Source organism: Bradyrhizobium sp. WD16 (assembly GCF_024181725.1).
Taxonomy (GTDB): Bacteria; Pseudomonadota; Alphaproteobacteria; order Rhizobiales; family Xanthobacteraceae; genus Bradyrhizobium_A.
In genome coordinates, this window is record NZ_CP028908.1 from 119,309 (window position 1) to 136,735 (window position 17,427).

The following is a 17,427-nucleotide window of genomic DNA, read 5'->3' on the forward strand; positions in this document are numbered from 1 at the left end:
CGAGGCGCCCTTTGTTTTTTGTCGAGATTAGTGGCCCGTCAGATACCCGCGCCTGCAGACAGATCAGCCCACCTGGCCGCGATGGCGCAGGAAATGGTCGGCGATCACGCAGGCGACCATGGCCTCACCGACCGGCACCGCACGAATGCCGACGCAAGGATCGTGACGGCCCTTGGTGAGGATGTCGGTGTCGTGGCCCTTGCGGTCGACGGTGCGGCGCGGCGTCAGGATTGACGAGGTCGGCTTGACCGCGAAGCGCGCGACGACCGCCTGGCCGGTGGAAATGCCACCAAGGATGCCGCCGGCGCGGTTGGAGGTGAAGACCGGGCCGTGATTGCCCATCCTCATCTCATCGGCATTCTCCTCGCCGGTGAGTTCGGCGGCACCGAAGCCGGCGCCGATCTCGACGCCCTTAACCGCATTGATGCTCATCAGCGCGGCGGCAAGATCGCTGTCGAGCTTGCCATAGATCGGCGCGCCGAGCCCCGCCGGCACGCCATCGGCGACCACTTCCAGCACCGCGCCAATGGAGGAGCCATTCTTGCGGATGCCGTCGAGGTAATCGGCGAAGCGCGCCGCCGCCTCCTGGTCAGGACAGAAGAATGGGTTGCGGTCGACCTCGTCCCAATCCCATTTGGCGCGGTCGATCTTGTGCGGTCCGATCTGAACCAGCGCGCCGCGCACCTTCAGACCCGGCACGACCTTGCGGGCCACGGCACCGGCGGCGACCCGCGTCGCGGTCTCGCGCGCCGAGGAACGGCCGCCGCCGCGATAATCGCGGATGCCGTACTTCGCCTCGTAGGTGAAGTCGGCGTGGCCAGGGCGGAATTTGTCCTTGATGTCGGAATAGTCCTTGGAGCGCTGGTCGGTATTCTCGATCAGCAGCGCGATCGGCGTGCCGGTGGTGACCTGAAGGCCGTTCGCTTCGTCGACCATCACCCCGGACAGGATCTTGACCACGTCCGCTTCCTGGCGCTGGGTGGTAAAGCGCGACTGGCCGGGCCGGCGGCGGTCGAGATCGCGCTGGATCTCCTCGACGGTGAGCGGCAGCCGCGGCGGGCAACCGTCGACGACGCAGCCGATCGCCGGCCCGTGGCTCTCGCCGAAGGTCGTCACTCTGAAGAGATGGCCGAAGGTGTTGAACGACATCGCAAACCGCCAGAACCTGAGAGGTGTGTCGTAACGCGCAAGGCCCTGACGGGTCAATTCGCATCATCGAGAGCCAACGCCCGCCCAAGGCACCGACACTGGCACCCCGTTTCCGAAGTTCGTGAGCCAGTTGCGGCACCTTCCGGACACGAACTTCGGAAAGCGGGCACTAGCCGTGCCTGCTCCAGGTGCCGCCGGCAAAGAGATAGACAACGCCCTGCTCGATGAAGAGGTCGACCGCGGCGCGAGGCTCGATCAGCCCGAGCTCGACCATCACCGCCCGCATGGTACCACCATGGGCGACCACCACGGTGTCGCCGGTCAGCGTTGCCAGCCAGCCGCGAACCCGTTTGGTGAGATCGGCGTAGCTTTCGCCGCCAGGGGGCGCCACGCTCCACTTGTCACGTTCGCGCGCTGCGAAGATCTCGGGTGAGATCGCCCGCGCCTCGGTCAGCGTCGAACCCTCCCAGTCGCCATAGGCGACCTCGCGCAAGCGATCATCGAGGCCGTAATCGCCGGGGGCGAGGTCAAGGCCGCCGCGCAGAAGTTCCATGGTCTGGCGCGCCCGGCCGAGCGGGCTGGCGACGAAAGGCAGGCGCTGCGCCTGGAGCTGCCGCTTGGTCAGCAGGTCGCGCAGAACGAGCGCCGCCGCCAGCGCCTGCTGCCGGCCGCGCTCGTTGAGCGGAATGTCGCGGTGCCCCTGCAGGCGGCCGGCCGCGTTCCATTCGGTCTGGCCGTGACGGACGTAATAGATCACCGGCACCGCCATGGCACGCCTCAGTCGCCGCCGAGGGCGATGTCCGGCGCGTCGGGATGCTTCATGCCGACCACGTGATAGCCGCTGTCGACATGATGGACCTCGCCGGTGACGCCGCGCGAAAGGTCGGAGAGCAGGTAGAGTGCGCTATCGCCGACCTCGTCGATGGTCACGTTTCGACGCAGCGGCGCATTGGCCTCTGTCCATTTCAGCATCTGGCGCAGATCGCTGATGCCCGAGGCGGCCAGCGTCTTGATGACGCCGGCGGAAATCGCATTGACGCGAATGCTCTTGCCGCCGAGATCGGCGGCTAGATAGCGCACCGAGGCTTCGAGCGCGGCCTTGGCGACACCCATGACATTGTAGCGCGGCATCCACTTCTCGGCACCGTAGTAGGTCAGCGTCACGATCGAGCCGCCATCGGTCATCAAGTGCTCGGCACGCTGGGCGATGGCGGTCAGCGAAAAGCAGCTGATCATCATGGTCTTGCTGAAATTGTCCGCCGTGGTGTCGACGTAACGGCCGTCGAGCTGGTCCTTGTCCGAGAAGGCGATGGCATGGACGATGAAATCGAGCCTGCCCCACGCCTCCTTGACCGCGGCGAACACAGCATCGATCGAGGCCTCGTCGGTAACATCGCAATGGCCAAACAGCGTGGCGCCGAGTTCGGTCGCGAGCGGCTCGACGCGTTTCTTCAGCGCCTCGCCCTGCCAGGTCAGGCCCACTTCGGCTCCGGCGTTGCGGCAGGCCCGCGCGATCCCGTAGGCGATCGAGCGGTTGTTCGCCACCCCGAGGACGATACCCCGCTTTCCCTTCATCAGCCCGGCATAGTCAGCCATTGCACTCGAACTCCCGACCGGTTTGCAAAATGGGCCCCTCCATGGCACAGCCGCCCCCCTGCTTCAAGCGCGACAGGCTGCGGAATAGACAGGGATTTCCGGTGTTTTCACACTGGAGCCCTCTCCGCTCCGATGGCATCGGAGCGGAGGCTCTAGTGTGGCGTCTCGCAATTGCCTACCGCCTTTGCGGCAAGCCTCTCGTAGGCAATTGCGAGACATAAGCCACACTAGCTTTTTGATTTTGCTAGTGTCCTGATGTCTCCGAATTACCGTGCGAGGGTGAGGCAAACGAAGCGGTAATTCGGAGACAGGACACTAGTGTGGCGTCTCGCAATTGCCTACCGCCTTCGCGGCAACCCTCTCGTAGGCAATTGCGAGACATAAGCCACACTAGCTGATCTTCCCCCGAAAAAATGGACAGGGTTAAGCAGCTTTTAGTTCCATCGCGATCGGGCTGATGTAGCCGATGGCCGAATGGCGACGGATACGATTATAGAAGCCCTCGATATAGGCAAAGATATCCCGTCTGGCTTCCTCGCGTGTCGCATAGTGGCGGTGATGGACGAGCTCGGTTTTGAGCGTGTGGAAGAAGCTCTCCATCGGAGCGTTGTCGTAGCAGTTGCCCTTGCGGCTCATCGAGGCTCTGAGTCCGGCGGACTGGATCATCTTTCGGTAATCGGCCGAGGCATATTGAACGCCGCGATCGGAATGGTGGATCAGGCCTGGACCAGGCCGCTGCACCGCGATGGCCATCTTCAATGCGGCCAACGGCAGGTCGGTGCGTAGATGATCCTCCATCGCCCAGCCGACGATTTTGCGGCTGTAGAGATCCATAACGGTGGCCAGATAGAGCCAGCCCTGATCGGTCTCTACATAGGTGATGTCGGCCAGCCAAATCCGGTTCGGCGCGGCGGCGATGAAGTTGCGGTCGAGCAGATTTGGAGCGATCGGGAGATCGTGCCGGCTGTCGGTGGTCCGCACCCGGCGCGGCCGCGCCATAATGGCCCTGATCCCGTGATGGCGCATCAATCGCTCGATACGGCCACGGCTCGCCCCATGGCCCTGAGCCTTCAGTTCTTCATGGATGCGCGGGCTGCCGTAGCGTCCGTGGTTGTCGCGATGGACCTGTTGGATGTCGTCCAGGAGCTCACGATTGGCAGCGGTCCGCCGGCTCGGCGGGCGCGAGCGCCAAGCATAATAGCCGGCCGGCGATACCTCGAGCACGTCGCACATGAGTCTTACCGGATAGTCGGCGCGGCGATCTTCGATGAAGCGAAATCTCATTTCGGAACTCCAGCAAAGATCGCGATCGACTTTTTTAAAATGTCACGCTCCATGCGCAGCCGCTCGTTCTCTCGCTGCAAACGGGCGATCTCTGCCGCGTGATCCGCCGACGGCAGCGTCGCCTGCGTTGTGGGGCGCCGCGCCGCCGCCGTCGGTTCTCGCCCAGCCCCACGAAGTTCAACCCAGCGCCGCAACACGGAATCGCGCAGGCCAAGTTCCTTGGCCACCGACCCGATCGAGCGGCCGCTCGAAGCAACCAGATCGACCGCTTGCCGCTTGTAGTCGTCCGTAAACGACCGACGTTGACGTGTTTCCATCCGACACCTCCTGGCTCTCTGAGCCTACTACAGGTGTCCATCAATTCGGAGGAGGTTCAAGCACTTTGATTTTGCTAGTGTCCCTATGTCTCCGAATGACCGTGCGAGCGTGAGGCAAACGAAGCGGTAATTCGGAGACGGGACACTAGGTTTTTGTTTTGACGCGTTTTCCTCGCGCGAACCGGTATCCACTTCGCGGGAAACGCTCTAGTGCCCTTTGCTTTCCGAAGTTCGTGTCCGGAAGATGCCGCAACTGACTCACGAACTTCGGAAACAGGGTACCAGGTTGGTGAGCGAGTATCCGCAGGACCGCCATGAACGCGTTTCGACAGAGCATCGAAAGCCTGATCCCCTCGCTGCGGCGCTATGCGCGGGCGCTCGCCCGCGACCGCGATCTCGCCGACGACCTGGTCCAGGACACACTGGTGCGCGCACTGCGCTCCGAGCGCCTGTTCATCGGCGGCGACCTGCGGAGCTGGCTCTATACCATCCTGACCAATCTCAATCGCAACCGGCGCCGCTCGCTGGCCCGTCGCCCGGTCTTCACCGTGCTCGGCGACGGCCCCGCGGAGGCCAGCGGCACCGAGGCCGAGAGCCGCGACATCGCTGCCGCGCTGGCGTCGCTCGCCGAAGACCAGCGCGCGGTGTTGCTGCTGGTGGTGCTGGAAGGGCTGAGCTACCGCGAGGTCGCCGACATCCAGGGCGTGCCCATCGGCACGGTGATGTCGCGCCTCGCCCGCGCCCGCGCCCATGTCAGATCCTGCCTCGACGGCGAGCGTCCGGCATTGCGGCGGGTGAAATGACACGAAGATGGATACGAGCATGAGACAGCAAGGAGACCGGCGATGAGCGAACGCGACATCCCCGTCACCGAGGACGAATTGCACGCCTTCGTCGACGGCGAATTGCCCGCAGAGCGCAGAACCGCCGTCGAGGCCTGGCTTTCGAACCATGCCGAGGATGCCGATCGGGTCCGCGCCTGGCGCGTGATAGGCGAGGAGTTGCACCGGCGTTTCGATGCCGTCGCCGATGAGGTGGTGCCGCGGCGGCTCGATCCAGAGCGGCTGGTATGGCGCTCGCGACGCCGGCTGTGGGCTGCGGTCGCCGCAGCGGCCCTCGCCTTCGTGGTCGGCAGCGGCGCCGGGTGGATGGCGCGTAACGCAGTCGCCGGCAGCATCCGTCCCTTGGAGATGCTGCGCGAGGAGGCCGTCACCGCCCATAATCTCTATACTGGCGAGGCACGGCATCCGATCGAGGTCGGCGGACATGAGGATCACCTGTTGCCGTGGCTGTCCAAACGCGTCGGCACCACGCTGCGCCCGCCGGACCTCACGGCCTTCGGATTCAGGCTCCTCGGCGGCCGGCTGCTGCCGGGCCCGAGCGCGCCGGCGGCGCTGTTCATGTACGAGAGCGCTTCGGGCGAGCGGGTGACGCTCTATTGCACGCCGCTGAAGACGACGTCGACGTCGCCGAGCTACAAGAACGCCGGTGCCACCGGTTCGGTGGAATGGACGCAGGACGATTACGGCTGGGTGGTCAGCGGCCCGTCCGACCGGGAACAATTGAAGATGGTGGCAAAGGCGGCCTATTCGCAGATCGAGACGCGGTGAACGGCGCGAGCGGCGGCGATCATTCGGCCCACACCTGCATGGCGCGACCAGCACGCGCGGAACGATTCCGCGACCGCCTCCATTATCGTGGCAAGACCCGTTCCACCCTGTTTCCGAAGTTCGTGTAAGAGGTCGCCGCGATGTTGCATGAACTTCGAAAAGCGGGCACTGACGCTCGTACGACGAATTCGCTGCAATGCTGATACGAGCGTCAGATCCACCGCACTAGTGTCCTGTCTCGAATTACCGCCCCATTTGCCTCACGCTCGCACGGTAATTCGGAGACATAAAGGACACTAGCAAAATCAAAAAGCTAGTGTGGCTTATGTCTCGCAATTGCCTACAGGGGCTTGCCGCAAAGGGCATAGGCAATTGCGAGACGCCGCACTAGAGACAACACCGTCATGGTTCCAGTCGCCGCGAAGGATCACCGGGCCGAAGGGCCCCTCAGCCCGCGTCGCCGACAGCATCGCGGTGGAGATCATGGCCGACCTCGCGACGCGGCTCGAGCGGCATCAACGCAAACGCGCAACCGGGCGTAGCACAGTCGAGCACACCGAAATTGCGAAGCACGACGCCGGCCCGGCGCCCGGGGCTACATCAGACAGTGCCCGGTCGGGAATCGGCGATCAGCTGATCAATTGAAACACACCGCGCAGGCTGGCCTCAGCGCAGCCGGCCGGTGTCTCGCTGGGCGGCGAGCCAGGCCGAGAGCGGCTGCGACTGCCCCTTGCCGCCGCCCTTCTTGCCGGCAGCGGACTTGCCGCCGTTAGACTTTCCCGCGGGAGACTTCGCAGACATGCCCACACTCTTCGCCTTCGCCCGCTTGGGCGACGGTTCTGGTGGATGCGCGGCCTCTTGCGCCTCCTTGGCGAGGCGCAGCGCCCGCAATCGTTCCATGTTCTGGCGGACGGCGATGGCGCGAGCTTCCTGCTCAGCAATCGCCTGGGCGCCCTCTTCGGACGCGATCTTACGTTTTTCGAGACGGGCGAGATGGGCGGGGCTGACGGTTTTACTGCTCATTTGTTATATATAGACATTTCCTGGCTGTTTTCTACCCGCCGGCGCGACTTGCGCCCATTCCGGGTTAAGTCGAAACGGGGCGGACAGCGCGACCGGCTGATTGCGCGACGTCGTTATTCCATGCCGCTGCGCGGATTATACGGGTGCTGGCTGCGCCACTTCTCCATCAGAGCCTCGAGCTCCGCATTGGCGCCGTCGGGCAGCGCGATCCGCACGGTGACGTAGAGGTCACCAGCGACGGAGCGCGGCTTCTGCAGCCCCTTGCCCTTGAGTCGGAAGGTGCGACCGCTGGTGGTGTTCTTCGGAATCGACAGCTCCACGACCCCTCCCAGCGTCGGAACCCGGACCTTGCCGCCGAGGACCGCCTCATAAAGCGTGATCGGCAGGTCCAGCCTGATGTCCTGGCCATCGATCTTGAACAGCGGATGCGGGGCGATGTTGAGGGTAATCAGCACGTCGCCAGGCGGATGGCCCGGAGCGTTTTCGCCCTGCCCCTTGAGCCGGATCTGCTGCCCGGAGGTGACCCCTTTGGGGATCCGGACGTCGAGTTCCTTGCCGGTGGGCAAGCGCACCCGCTTTTCGCCGCCGTGGACGCTCTCCTCGAGAGAGACATTCATCGACACGTTGAGGTCGAGGTCGACGCCGCCGAACGGGGTCTCATAGTCGAAACCCCGCGGCCCCCCTGCGCCACCACGGGCCGCGCCGCCAAACATGCTGGCGAGAACGTCCTCGAAGGCACCAGCGCCGGCACCACCGCCTGAATTGCGGAAACTGTAATCGAAGCCACCTGGCGCGGCCCCCGGACGGCCTGCCCGACCGCCCGGAAAGCCCTGGAAACGCGGCTTGCCCTCGGCGTCGATCTCGCCGCGGTCGAACTGCCTGCGCTTCTCCTCATCGCCCAGGATCTCGTTAGCCGAATTGACCTCGGCAAAACGCGCGGCGGCTTTGGGGTCATCCTTGTTGGCATCGGGGTGATGCTTCTTGGCGAGCTTGCGAAACGCGCCCTTGATCTCGGCAGCGCTGGCGTTCCGCTTCACCCCCAGGACCTCGTAGGGGTCGCGCATCCGTCGTCATCTCCTTTTCGGAAAGCAGTGTCATACTCTAGAATCGAGGACACTGCATTGCCCCTGGAATCAGGGTCATTGCTCTGGGTTATCTGGGAGGTCCGTGGCATTTTTGCAACTATGGCTACGGCGCCCGACAGACATCCCGCCGGTCAGCTTCGTTTCCACGGCCGCAACGCGCGGATTTCCCACCGGCCCTTCTCGCCGCGACAGGCCTCCCCCTGCAACCAGGTCTCAGACTGACCTCGAACATAGCTCGCCAGGAAATCGCGGCAGATTCGGCCCTCGGAGGTGTAGGCGCTGGCCAGCGGGGTCACCGAGCCGCGGGCGCCGGTCTTCGGGTTTTCCCACGGCTGGCTCGCATCCCTGCCGCCGCGGGTGAGCACGTCGGAGGCTGCCGTGCGGGCGAAGGCGAGATCGCTCTCGGTCGGGACGTCCTCCCTCTGCGCCACCGGGGTGATCGAGCCGGTGACGTCGTCGTCCTTCATCGCCGCATAGGTCTCGCCCATCCTGAAGGAGCAGCCGGCACAGCCGAGCGCGATCAGCAGCACACCCGTCGCGGTCGATAGGCTAGCGCCTCGCCATCGCCTATATAGGGCCGGAACAGCTCCGCTCGTCGGTGGCCGATGCAACACAGGTACTCCTGACAATGCCAGACTCTGCGAACATGGAACACCAGGCCCGGTTAACGTCCGGTGATTTTACGGCTGCGGATGAACCACTGGCGCTTTTCGCGGAGTGGCTGAAAGAGGCTGGAGCCTCCGAGCCGAACGACCCGAACGCCATGGCGCTGGCAACAGTCGATGCCGACGGCTTGCCGGACGTGCGCATGGTGCTGCTCAAGGGGTTCGACGCCGCGGGTTTCGTCTTCTATACCCACCTGGCGAGCCAGAAAGGGCGCGAACTGGCGGCCACTCCCAAGGCGGCCGCGGTCTTTCACTGGAAGTCGTTGCGCCGCCAGGTCCGCCTTCGCGGCACCGTGACGCAGGTCAGCGATGCCGAGGCCGACGTCTATTTCGCCACAAGGCCGCGCCAGGCCCAGATCGGCGCCTGGGCAAGCAGACAGTCCCAGCCGCTGGAGAGCCGCTTCGCTTTCGAGCAGGCCATCGCCCGTGAGGCCGCCCGTCATCTGATCGGCGAGGTGCCGCGGCCGCCGGGCTGGAGCGGTTATCGGATTGCGCCCCTCGCTATCGAATTCTGGCATGATCGGCCTTTCCGGCTGCACGACCGAGTCGTCTTCCAGCGCGAGAATACCGGCGCCGCCTGGGCCAAGACGCGGCTCTACCCCTGACCGCCGAACGAGATAAGGACGCGCCAATGCCCCATTCCGCCACCAACCAGCAGCGCCGTACGCTGCTCCTGACCGGCGCGAGCCGCGGCATTGGCCATGCCACGGTAATCCGCTTCTCCAGCGCCGGCTGGCGCGTCATCACCTGTTCGCGCCATCCCTTCCCGGAGCAGTGCCCCTGGGATGCCGGCCCCGAGGACCACATCCAGGTCGATCTCGCCGATCCCGACAACACCATCGAGGCGATCCGCGAGATCCGCTCGCGCCTCGACACCGGCGAGTTGCATGCCCTCGTCAACAACGCGGCGATCTCGCCCAAAGCCGAGGGCGGCGGCCGGCTCGGCACCATGGATACCGATATGGAGACCTGGGCCAAGGTGTTTCGCGTCAACTTCATGGCGCCGATCATGCTGGCGCGCGGCCTGATCAACGAATTGAAACGGGCCAAGGGCTCCGTGGTGAATGTCACCTCGATCGCCGGCTCGCGCGTCCATCCCTTCGCCGGCTCGGCCTACGCCACGTCGAAGGCGGCGCTTGCGTCGCTGACGCGGGAAATGGCGCATGACTTCGCCCGCCAGGGCGTGCGGGTCAATGCCATCGCGCCGGGGGAGATCGACACCTCGATCCTGTCGCCGGGCACCGAAAAAATCGTCGAGAGCCAGATCCCGATGCAGCGCCTCGGCACACCGGACGAGGTCGCCAAGATCATCTATGTGCTGTGCACCGAGACCTCGTCCTACGTGAATGGCGCGGAAATTCACATCAACGGTGGCCAGCACGTGTGAAGCGAACTGCCTGCCGCAGATTGCGCGGGCGTTCGCCGAGGCCGGGCTCTATTCCCGGCCGTTCATGCCTTCTCTTCGCTGAAATGCTGCCAATTGGTGGATGCCCGCGACAAGCTCGGAGTTTTTGCCAGCGGCTTTAGATCTGCATCTCAGGACGAATGAAACGCCCGTCGCCCGATCGTCCCGGTTCCAACGTTCGTATCCCTTGCAGCGAGTACTCATACGAACGTCAGAACCAAAGGGACACTGGCATAGTTATGATTCTAGTGCCGTTTTCCCGCGACCGGATACCGCCTCGCTCGAAGAAAACGCGTCAAAACAAAAACCTAGTGTGGCGTCTCGCAATTGCCTACTGCCTTTGCGGCAAGCCTCTCGTAGGCAATTGCGAGACATAAGCCACACTAGCACTTTGATTTTACTAGTGTCCCTATGTCTCCGAATTACCGTGCGAGGGTGAGGCAAATGGGGCGGTAATTCGGAGACAGGACACTAGAGCCATCTCTTCCACTTGAAGAAGACATAAGGCAGCACCGCCGCGAGCACCATGGCGATCAGCGCCACGGGATAGCCGTGCTGCCACTCGAGTTCGGGCATCACCTTGAAGTTCATGCCGTAGATCGAGGCGATCAGAGTCGGCGGCATCAACACCACCGCCATCACCGAGAACAGCTTGATGATATTGTTCTGCTCGAGGTTGACGACGCCGAGCATGGCATCGAGCACGAACTGGATCTTATTCGCCAGATAGGAGGCGTGGTCGGTCAGAGACTGGACGTCGCGCTGCAGCGTCTTGAACGCGGCCTTTTGCTCCTTGCTCCAGCGACCGCTTTCGGCGGTTTCCACCGCGACGAAGGAGATCAGGCGGCCGATCGACACCAGGCTCTCGCGCACCTTCGAGACAAGATCGCCCTTCTTGCCGATGATCCGCAGGATCTGCGAATAGCTGCGGGCATGGCCACGATCGGCGGCAGGCTCGAAGATCGTGCTGCTGACACTGTCGACGTCCGCGCCGGCGCGCTCGAGAATGTCGGCGGTGCGATCGACCACAGCGTCGAGCAGGTCGATCAGGATGGCTTCGCCGGTGATGTTGGCCGGGCAGCCGCGGGCGAGCTTGGCCGGCACCAGCAGGAAGGGCTTGGGCTCGTCATAGCGGACAGTCACGAGACGGTGGGCGGCGAGGATGAAGGACACCGGCGTGGTGCGCGGCACGGCGGAATCGGCCGCGCACATCAGCGTCGCGGTCATGTAGCGGGCGCCATTCTCGACATAGAGCCGGCTTGAGATCTCGATCTCCTGCATGTCCTCGCGGGTCGGAATCTCGATGCCGACAAGGTGCTCCACGGCCTTGTCCTCGACGGAGCTCGGGGACTTGAGGTCAATCCAGACGGCCTCGCTCGGCAAAGCATCGAGGCTCGGATTGTCGAGTTTGGTGAGCGTAGCACCTGTCGGCACGAAGGCATTCAACATCAAGCGGCTCCTCCAGCCCCGGGTCCCGAAGAGGCCAGAACGCAAAACGCCGCGATTCGTGCAAGCGCCGCGCCCGCGGGGCGGCGGCCCCCGGACGCGGTTCTTGACCGGAACCTGCGACGACAGCATGACAGGGCTTCTCGATCGTCGCGGTTCTTGTCCGCCGGCCGGAGCAAGCGAGGCAGAAATGCCACAGGTCGACCGCTGCATGGCAACAAAGCGGCGGAACCGCTGGAATTGTGGCACTAATTTGCGATAATCCTGACGTTGGAATCGGCGCGGCCCGCTTGAGGGCGGGTCCGCGGATTGTTGGTATGCCTTTGAGATTGGTTGGGAATTTTATCGATGTCGCGCGCCTCTAAATTCGGGATACTCGCCGCCGGTCTCATGCTGGCTGGATGCATGCAGGCCACGACCTACGAAAAAACCTCGGAGGCCAATTTCAAGCCACGCGATAAGGAATACCTAGCCAAGGTCAGCTACCAGAAAACCCCGGTAGCCGAACCGTTCCGCCGCGCCATCGTCGAGTACCATCGCAAGGAAGCTCCGGGCTCGATCGTTGTCGATTCCGACAATCATTACCTCTATTACGTGCTCGATAGCGGCAGGGCGATCCGCTACGGCATCACCGTCGGCGAAGAGGCCATGGCGTGGTCGGGTGTCGCCAAGATCGGCTCCATGGCCGAGTGGCCGGCCTGGCATCCGACCAAGAGCGAGATCGAGCGTCTCGGCGTGCCGACCTTTGTGGCTGCCGGTCCCGACAATCCGATGGGCTCGCGGGCGATGTATCTCTATTCCGGCGGCAAGGACACGCTGTTCCGGATCCACGGCACCAATCAGCCGGAATATATTGGCGCATCGATCTCGTCGGGCTGCATCCGCCTGACCAACGAGGACGCGATCGATCTCTACAACCGCGTCAAGGTCGGGACCGTGGTCGTGGTGCTGGAGCCCAAGCAGGGCGACTCGCCCTACAATTCCAAGATGGCGCTGCAGGGCAGCGGTGGAGCGGCCTACTGATTGCGCCGCGATAGATCGAGTTGAAAAACGCCGGGCTCGCCGGCGTTTTTTGGCAGCGCGAGAGTGCTGCGAATGAATTCGCTGCAATGCTGATACGAGCGTCAGATCCACCGCACTAGGCGGGTTACGTCTCGCCATTGCCCGCGAGGACCTGGCGCAGAGGCGGCAGGTAATTGCGAGACGCCCGGCGGCTTCCGGGGGGCCACTTCCCCATCACCGCGCCTGCCGATGCGCAGTCCTGGCCCGGCGTCGCGGCTCGAGCGCTGGCTTCTTCGCCTCCGGCGCCGCTTCGGCGGGCGCGGCCTCGCCGTCGTTGACATCTGCCTCTCCTTCGCCGCCTTGCCTGTTGTCGGCTTCACCGGCGCCCTGGTTGCCCGCCTCCTGGCGCGGCGGCGCCTCGTCGGGGCGCGGCATCGGCAACAGCGCCACCACGGTCGGCAGCGGGTCGTAGACGCCCCACTGGCAGATCCGATAACCGCCCCGCCGCGCGGCGAGGTCGAGATGGATGTGATCCTCGTGATACCAATCGGAGCCAGGGCCGAGCACGGTATCAAAGCGGGCGCAGACCGAATGCAGCACTTCCTCGCGCACCGCCCGCGGCTCATTGCGGTCAGTCAGTGCGACGAAGCGGCCATCGGCCAGCTTCAGCCCGCGGACGTCAAGCGCATTGGCCCGACCATGCTCGGACAATTTCGCGCCACTGACCCGATTGCGGCCCCGACATTCGAATGAATCGAAGTTATCGAGTTCGCTAAGTGGCGAACCGAGTTCGCCCGCGACCTTTGTTATATCGCTGCGGATCCAGTCGGTGACCGCGGCCGCCATTTCACAGCGCAGGATCGCCGCAGGCTTGACCGCCACCTGGCGCCCGTCCGGCAGCACCACCGCCTCGAGGCGGACTAGGTCCTCACCACCACAAGCGCCGGGGCCGCGTATCGGTAGAATACTCGGCGCCACCGCGACGTCAGGGTTGAGGGCCTTGCGGCAGGCCGACACTTCGGGCGCAGCCTTGTCCGCCTCGGCGCCAGCCGGCGCCGTATTCGCCTCCTCCCCCTCGTTGTACTGCGGCACGGCCGCCGGTGCTCCTGCGGGACGCGGGCGCGGCAGCGGCACCGCGGCAAACGCCGCGGGAATGATGGCCGCCAGCAGCAGTGCTACCGAAAACTGTGCCAATGCCCTTTGGCCGCAGGACCTTAGGCGAGATGCCCATTTGCTGCGGTCCCGCGCCACGCTAAACTTCATGGCAATTCCCTCGGGTGCGCATAGCACGGCGGTGGGGTGTCGCGGCCCAGCTTTCGAGCCTTCCGCACGCCTCCCGCCTCTGTCGCAGGCAGGCATTGACCGGCTTCAAGGACGAGAACCGACCCGCCGGGGATAAAAGTGAATATTTTTTCAGGAGGAGACCTCGAATGTTGGGTTTGATGCAGGACTGGCCCTTGCTGTGCCACCGAATAATCGACCATGCGGCCAGAATCCATGGCTCCCAGGAGGTGGTGACACGCTCGATTGAAGGTCCCATCGTCCGCACCACATACGCCGAAATCCGCAGCCGCGCCCTCAGGGTGGCGCAACGCCTCGATCGTCAAGGCGTCCGCCTCGGCGACCGTATCGCCACGATCGCCTGGAACACCGCCCGCCACCTGGAATGCTGGTACGGCATCATGGGAATCGGCGCGATCTGCCATACCGTCAATCCGCGCCTGTTTCCGGACCAGATCGGCTGGATCATCAATCACGCCCAGGACCGGATCGTCATCACTGACCTTACCTTCGTCCCGATCCTGGAGAAGCTCGCCGCCAACCTGCCGAGCGTCGAGCGCTATGTCGTGCTCACCGACAAGGCACACATGCCGCCGACGCCGCTGAAGAACGCGATCGCCTATGAGGAGTGGATCGCAGAGGTTGACGGCGAATTCAAGTGGAAGGAGTTCGACGAGAATACCGCGGCAGCGATGTGCTACACCTCCGGCACCACAGGCGATCCCAAGGGCGTGCTCTACTCCCATCGCTCCAACGTTCTTCATGCCATGATGGCCAACAATGGCGACGCGCTGGGCACTCGCGCGGAAGATACAATGCTGCCGGTCGTCCCGCTGTTCCACGCCAACAGCTGGGGCATCGCCTTCTCCGCCCCCTCGATGGGCACCAAGCTGGTGATGCCCGGCGCCAAGCTGGACGGCGCCTCGGTCTATGAACTGATGTCGACCGAGAAGGTCAGCCATACCGCCGGCGTTCCGACCGTGTGGCTGATGCTTCTCAATCACATGGCCGCCAATAACCTCAAGCTGCCGCACCTGAAGATGGTGGTCTGCGGCGGTTCGGCGATGCCGCGCTCGATGATCAAGGCGTTCAGCGACATGGGCATCCAGCCGCGCCATGCCTGGGGCATGACCGAGATGAGCCCGCTCGGCACGGTCTCGGCGCTGAAGCCACCCTTCATGGAACTCGCCGACGAAGAACGCTTGGACGTGCTGCAGACCCAGGGCTATCCGCCGTTCGGCGTCCAGATGAAGATCACCGACGACGCCGGCAAGGAGCTGCCCTGGGACGGCAAGACCTTCGGCCGCCTCAAGGTGCGCGGCCCCTCGGTCGCCGGCGCCTATTATCGGCTCGATACCAACATCCTCGACGACGAGGGATATTTCGACACCGGGGACGTCGCCACCATCGACGCCCATGGCTACATGCGGATCACCGACCGCTCCAAGGATGTGATCAAGTCGGGCGGCGAGTGGATTTCCTCCATCGACCTGGAGAATCTCGCGGTCGGCCATCCCAAGGTGGCCGAAGCCGCAGTGATCGGCGTCACCCATCCCAAGTGGGACGAGCGGCCGCTGCTCATCGTCCAGCTCAAGGAAGGCCAGACCGCGACGCGGGAAGAGATCCTGCAGTTCATGGAGGGCAAGATCGCCAAGTGGTGGATGCCCGACGACGTAGCGTTCGTTTCCGCCATCCCCCACACCGCCACCGGCAAGATCCTGAAAACGGCGCTACGCGACCAGTTCAAGGAATACAATCTGCCCACCGCGGCGGCGTGACGGCTGAATGCCGCAAGTCGGAATTATCCGACTTGCGGCTCTTCGGACAGACCGCACCCCGGCGACAGCCGGGTTGCGCTGGCCTTCAGGTCCTCTCGGTCACATCTTCTGGCTACGTCTTATTTGCTGCCCTGCTGCAGGACGTGGGATACCCTGCGATCTGCCTACGGACCGCAGCGGAAGCTCTCGCTAGTCGTATCGACGCCGGCGCCTGATCTGCCGACACTCCGTCGATCGCCAGCGCGGCGACGCTCACCAAGGAGCGCAAAGTCACACGGCTTCCGAAACAGTCAATGGCACGGCCAACGACCCTCCTGCCGTCGCTTCAGCTCGTTTGACGGCCTCGATATCGCGGTAGCGGGCCGCCGGATGCGGCGCAGCCAACCGCGGCCCTTCGCCGAAAAGCTTCTCGCGCAACGTGCCGGGCTTGTATGCCGTGGGGTAGACGCCGCGACGCTGCAATTCGGGAACGAGATAGCCGACGATGCTTTCGAAGGTCTCCGGCGTCACGGCGTAGGCGAGATTGAACCCATCCACATCCGTCTCCTTGACCCAGCTCTGCAGGATGTCGGCTATGGTCGACGGTGAGCCGACAAAAACCGGACCGAGGCCGCCGATCCCGCCGAATTGCGCCAGCTCCTCGATCGTCCATGACTTGTCGCCGCCGGCCAGATGCTCCACCACCGAAGCGATCGCATTGGTCTCGACCCTCTTGACGAGATCGGTCGGCGCATACTGACCGAAATCGATGCCGCTCCACCCCGACATGAAGACGAGCGAACCGTCATAGGAGACGTATCTCTTGTATTCCTCGAACCTCGCCTGCGCTTTGGCATCAGTCTCCTCGACGATCAGCGTGACGAGGGTATAGACATAGAGCTTCCTCGGATCTCGGCCGGCTCTTGCTGCGCGCGCCCGGATGTCGGCCACGTATCCCTTCAGCACCGATTTGGTCGGCGCCGCTACGAAGACGCATTCCGCATGCCCCGCGGCGAATTCCCGACCGGCACCCGACGCTCCGGCCTGATACAGCACCGGCGTGCGCTGGGGCGACGGCTCCGAGAGATGATAGCCGGGAACCTCGAAGAATTTGCCCTTATGACCGATTTCGTGAACCTTGCCGGGATCGCTGAAGATACGGCGCTCGCCGTCCCGCAGCACCGCGTCATCCTCCCAGCTTCCTTCCAGAAGCTTGTAGAGCACCTCGACATATTCGGCCGCGACCTCGTAGCGGTTGTCGTGCCGGCGCAGGCCGCCTTGCCCGATGTTCTTCGCCCCGCTCTCCAAATAGGAGGTCACGATGTTCCAGCCGACGCGGCCCTTGGTGTGGTGGTCGGCGGTCGAAAGCCGCCGCGCAAAAGTATACGGATGCTCGAACGAGGTTGAGGCGGTGATGCCGATACCGAGATGTTCGGTGGCCAGCGCGATCGGAGCCGCGAGCTGCAGCGGATCATTCACCGGAATCTGCGCCGCCTGCTGGATCGCGTGATAATTCGCCCCCTTGTAGACGTCGTAGTATCCGATCACGTCAGCGATGAAGATGCCATCGAAGAAACCCCTCTCCAGCGTGCGCGCGAGGTCCTGCCAGTAATCGAGGTCCTTGTACTTCCACGAACGGTCCCGCGGATGAGCCCACAGCCCAGGCGACTGATGGCCGACACAATTCATGTCGAAGGCGTTGAACCTGATCTGACGCGACATCGGCGAACCCCGAGACTCTCGATACGATCCTGTGGCCGCGAAGCTATTTCCGAGGCAACGCCGTGTCCATTTTAAAGTCCAACTT

17 protein-coding genes are annotated in these 17,427 nt (G+C 63.9%); 7 read left to right on the forward strand and 10 right to left on the reverse strand.

Annotated features, from left to right (window positions below; translation table 11 throughout):
• Nucleotides 1-63: 63 nt before the first annotated feature.
• From aroC to DB459_RS00535, 4 genes are all read right to left on the reverse strand, one after another.
• Nucleotides 64-1,149, reverse strand: coding sequence for a chorismate synthase (aroC, locus tag DB459_RS00520; RefSeq protein ID WP_253710779.1), 1,086 nt, complete (start codon nt 1,147-1,149; stop codon nt 64-66).
• Between the two features lie 169 nt (nt 1,150-1,318).
• A complete protein-coding gene (locus DB459_RS00525) occupies nt 1,319-1,918 on the reverse strand; it encodes a histidine phosphatase family protein (protein WP_253710782.1) in 600 nt (199 codons plus the stop codon).
• A gap of 8 nt (nt 1,919-1,926) precedes the next feature.
• Nucleotides 1,927-2,745, reverse strand: a complete 819-nt coding sequence (fabI, locus tag DB459_RS00530) for an enoyl-ACP reductase FabI (RefSeq protein WP_253710784.1) — start codon at nt 2,743-2,745, stop codon at nt 1,927-1,929.
• A gap of 423 nt (nt 2,746-3,168) precedes the next feature.
• Nucleotides 3,169-4,346, reverse strand: a protein-coding gene (locus tag DB459_RS00535) for an IS3 family transposase (RefSeq protein WP_253706227.1) whose coding sequence is annotated in 2 segments (ribosomal slippage) — nt 3,169-4,029 and nt 4,032-4,346 — 1,176 coding nt in all. Because the reading frame shifts where the segments join, the coding sequence is not laid out codon by codon here.
• Between the two features lie 314 nt (nt 4,347-4,660).
• On the opposite strand from DB459_RS00535, the gene DB459_RS00540 reads away from it, so the two are divergent.
• From DB459_RS00540 to DB459_RS00550, 3 genes are all read left to right on the forward strand, one after another.
• The gene (locus DB459_RS00540; protein ID WP_253710786.1) at nt 4,661-5,149 is read left to right on the forward strand and encodes an RNA polymerase sigma factor; all 489 of its coding nucleotides are present in this window, start codon (nt 4,661-4,663) and stop codon (nt 5,147-5,149) included.
• A gap of 42 nt (nt 5,150-5,191) precedes the next feature.
• Nucleotides 5,192-5,956 (forward strand): anti-sigma factor, encoded by a 765-nt coding sequence (locus DB459_RS00545; protein ID WP_253710789.1) that lies wholly within the window; start codon nt 5,192-5,194, stop codon nt 5,954-5,956.
• Nucleotides 5,957-6,439: 483 nt separating this feature from the next.
• The gene (locus DB459_RS00550) at nt 6,440-6,601 is read left to right on the forward strand and encodes a hypothetical protein (protein ID WP_253710791.1); all 162 of its coding nucleotides are present in this window, start codon (nt 6,440-6,442) and stop codon (nt 6,599-6,601) included.
• 21 nt (nt 6,602-6,622) lie between these two features.
• On the opposite strand, the gene DB459_RS00555 is transcribed toward DB459_RS00550, so the two are convergent.
• From DB459_RS00555 to DB459_RS00565, 3 genes are all read right to left on the reverse strand, one after another.
• The gene (locus DB459_RS00555) at nt 6,623-6,979 is read right to left on the reverse strand and encodes a hypothetical protein (protein WP_253710793.1); all 357 of its coding nucleotides are present in this window, start codon (nt 6,977-6,979) and stop codon (nt 6,623-6,625) included.
• Nucleotides 6,980-7,092: 113 nt separating this feature from the next.
• Complete coding sequence (locus tag DB459_RS00560; RefSeq protein ID WP_253710796.1) at nt 7,093-8,043, reverse strand: DnaJ C-terminal domain-containing protein; 951 nt, start codon at nt 8,041-8,043, stop codon at nt 7,093-7,095.
• A gap of 152 nt (nt 8,044-8,195) precedes the next feature.
• Nucleotides 8,196-8,594 (reverse strand): RT0821/Lpp0805 family surface protein, encoded by a 399-nt coding sequence (locus DB459_RS00565; RefSeq protein WP_371926836.1) that lies wholly within the window; start codon nt 8,592-8,594, stop codon nt 8,196-8,198.
• 98 nt (nt 8,595-8,692) lie between these two features.
• Between DB459_RS00565 and pdxH the strand changes: the two genes are divergently transcribed.
• On the forward strand, nt 8,693-9,334 hold the full coding sequence (gene pdxH / locus DB459_RS00570; protein WP_253710799.1) for a pyridoxamine 5'-phosphate oxidase: 642 nt from the start codon (nt 8,693-8,695) through the stop codon (nt 9,332-9,334).
• 26 nt (nt 9,335-9,360) lie between these two features.
• Complete coding sequence (locus DB459_RS00575; RefSeq protein ID WP_253710802.1) at nt 9,361-10,116, forward strand: SDR family NAD(P)-dependent oxidoreductase; 756 nt, start codon at nt 9,361-9,363, stop codon at nt 10,114-10,116.
• Between the two features lie 489 nt (nt 10,117-10,605).
• On the opposite strand, the gene DB459_RS00580 is transcribed toward DB459_RS00575, so the two are convergent.
• Nucleotides 10,606-11,583 carry a magnesium transporter CorA family protein gene (locus DB459_RS00580; RefSeq protein ID WP_253710805.1) on the reverse strand — a complete coding sequence of 326 codons (978 nt, stop codon included), beginning with the start codon at nt 11,581-11,583 and terminating at the stop codon, nt 10,606-10,608.
• A 345-nt stretch (nt 11,584-11,928) separates the two neighbouring features.
• On the opposite strand from DB459_RS00580, the gene DB459_RS00585 reads away from it, so the two are divergent.
• Nucleotides 11,929-12,603 carry a L,D-transpeptidase gene (locus DB459_RS00585; protein ID WP_253710808.1) on the forward strand — a complete coding sequence of 225 codons (675 nt, stop codon included), beginning with the start codon at nt 11,929-11,931 and terminating at the stop codon, nt 12,601-12,603.
• Between the two features lie 213 nt (nt 12,604-12,816).
• On the opposite strand, the gene DB459_RS00590 is transcribed toward DB459_RS00585, so the two are convergent.
• Nucleotides 12,817-13,845, reverse strand: a complete 1,029-nt coding sequence (locus DB459_RS00590; RefSeq protein ID WP_371926837.1) for an extensin family protein — start codon at nt 13,843-13,845, stop codon at nt 12,817-12,819.
• A 167-nt stretch (nt 13,846-14,012) separates the two neighbouring features.
• On the opposite strand from DB459_RS00590, the gene DB459_RS00595 reads away from it, so the two are divergent.
• Nucleotides 14,013-15,641, forward strand: a complete 1,629-nt coding sequence (locus tag DB459_RS00595; RefSeq protein WP_253710813.1) for a fatty-acid--CoA ligase — start codon at nt 14,013-14,015, stop codon at nt 15,639-15,641.
• 270 nt (nt 15,642-15,911) lie between these two features.
• On the opposite strand, the gene DB459_RS00600 is transcribed toward DB459_RS00595, so the two are convergent.
• On the reverse strand, nt 15,912-17,342 hold the full coding sequence (locus DB459_RS00600; protein WP_253710816.1) for an LLM class flavin-dependent oxidoreductase: 1,431 nt from the start codon (nt 17,340-17,342) through the stop codon (nt 15,912-15,914).
• Nucleotides 17,343-17,427 lie beyond the last annotated feature (85 nt).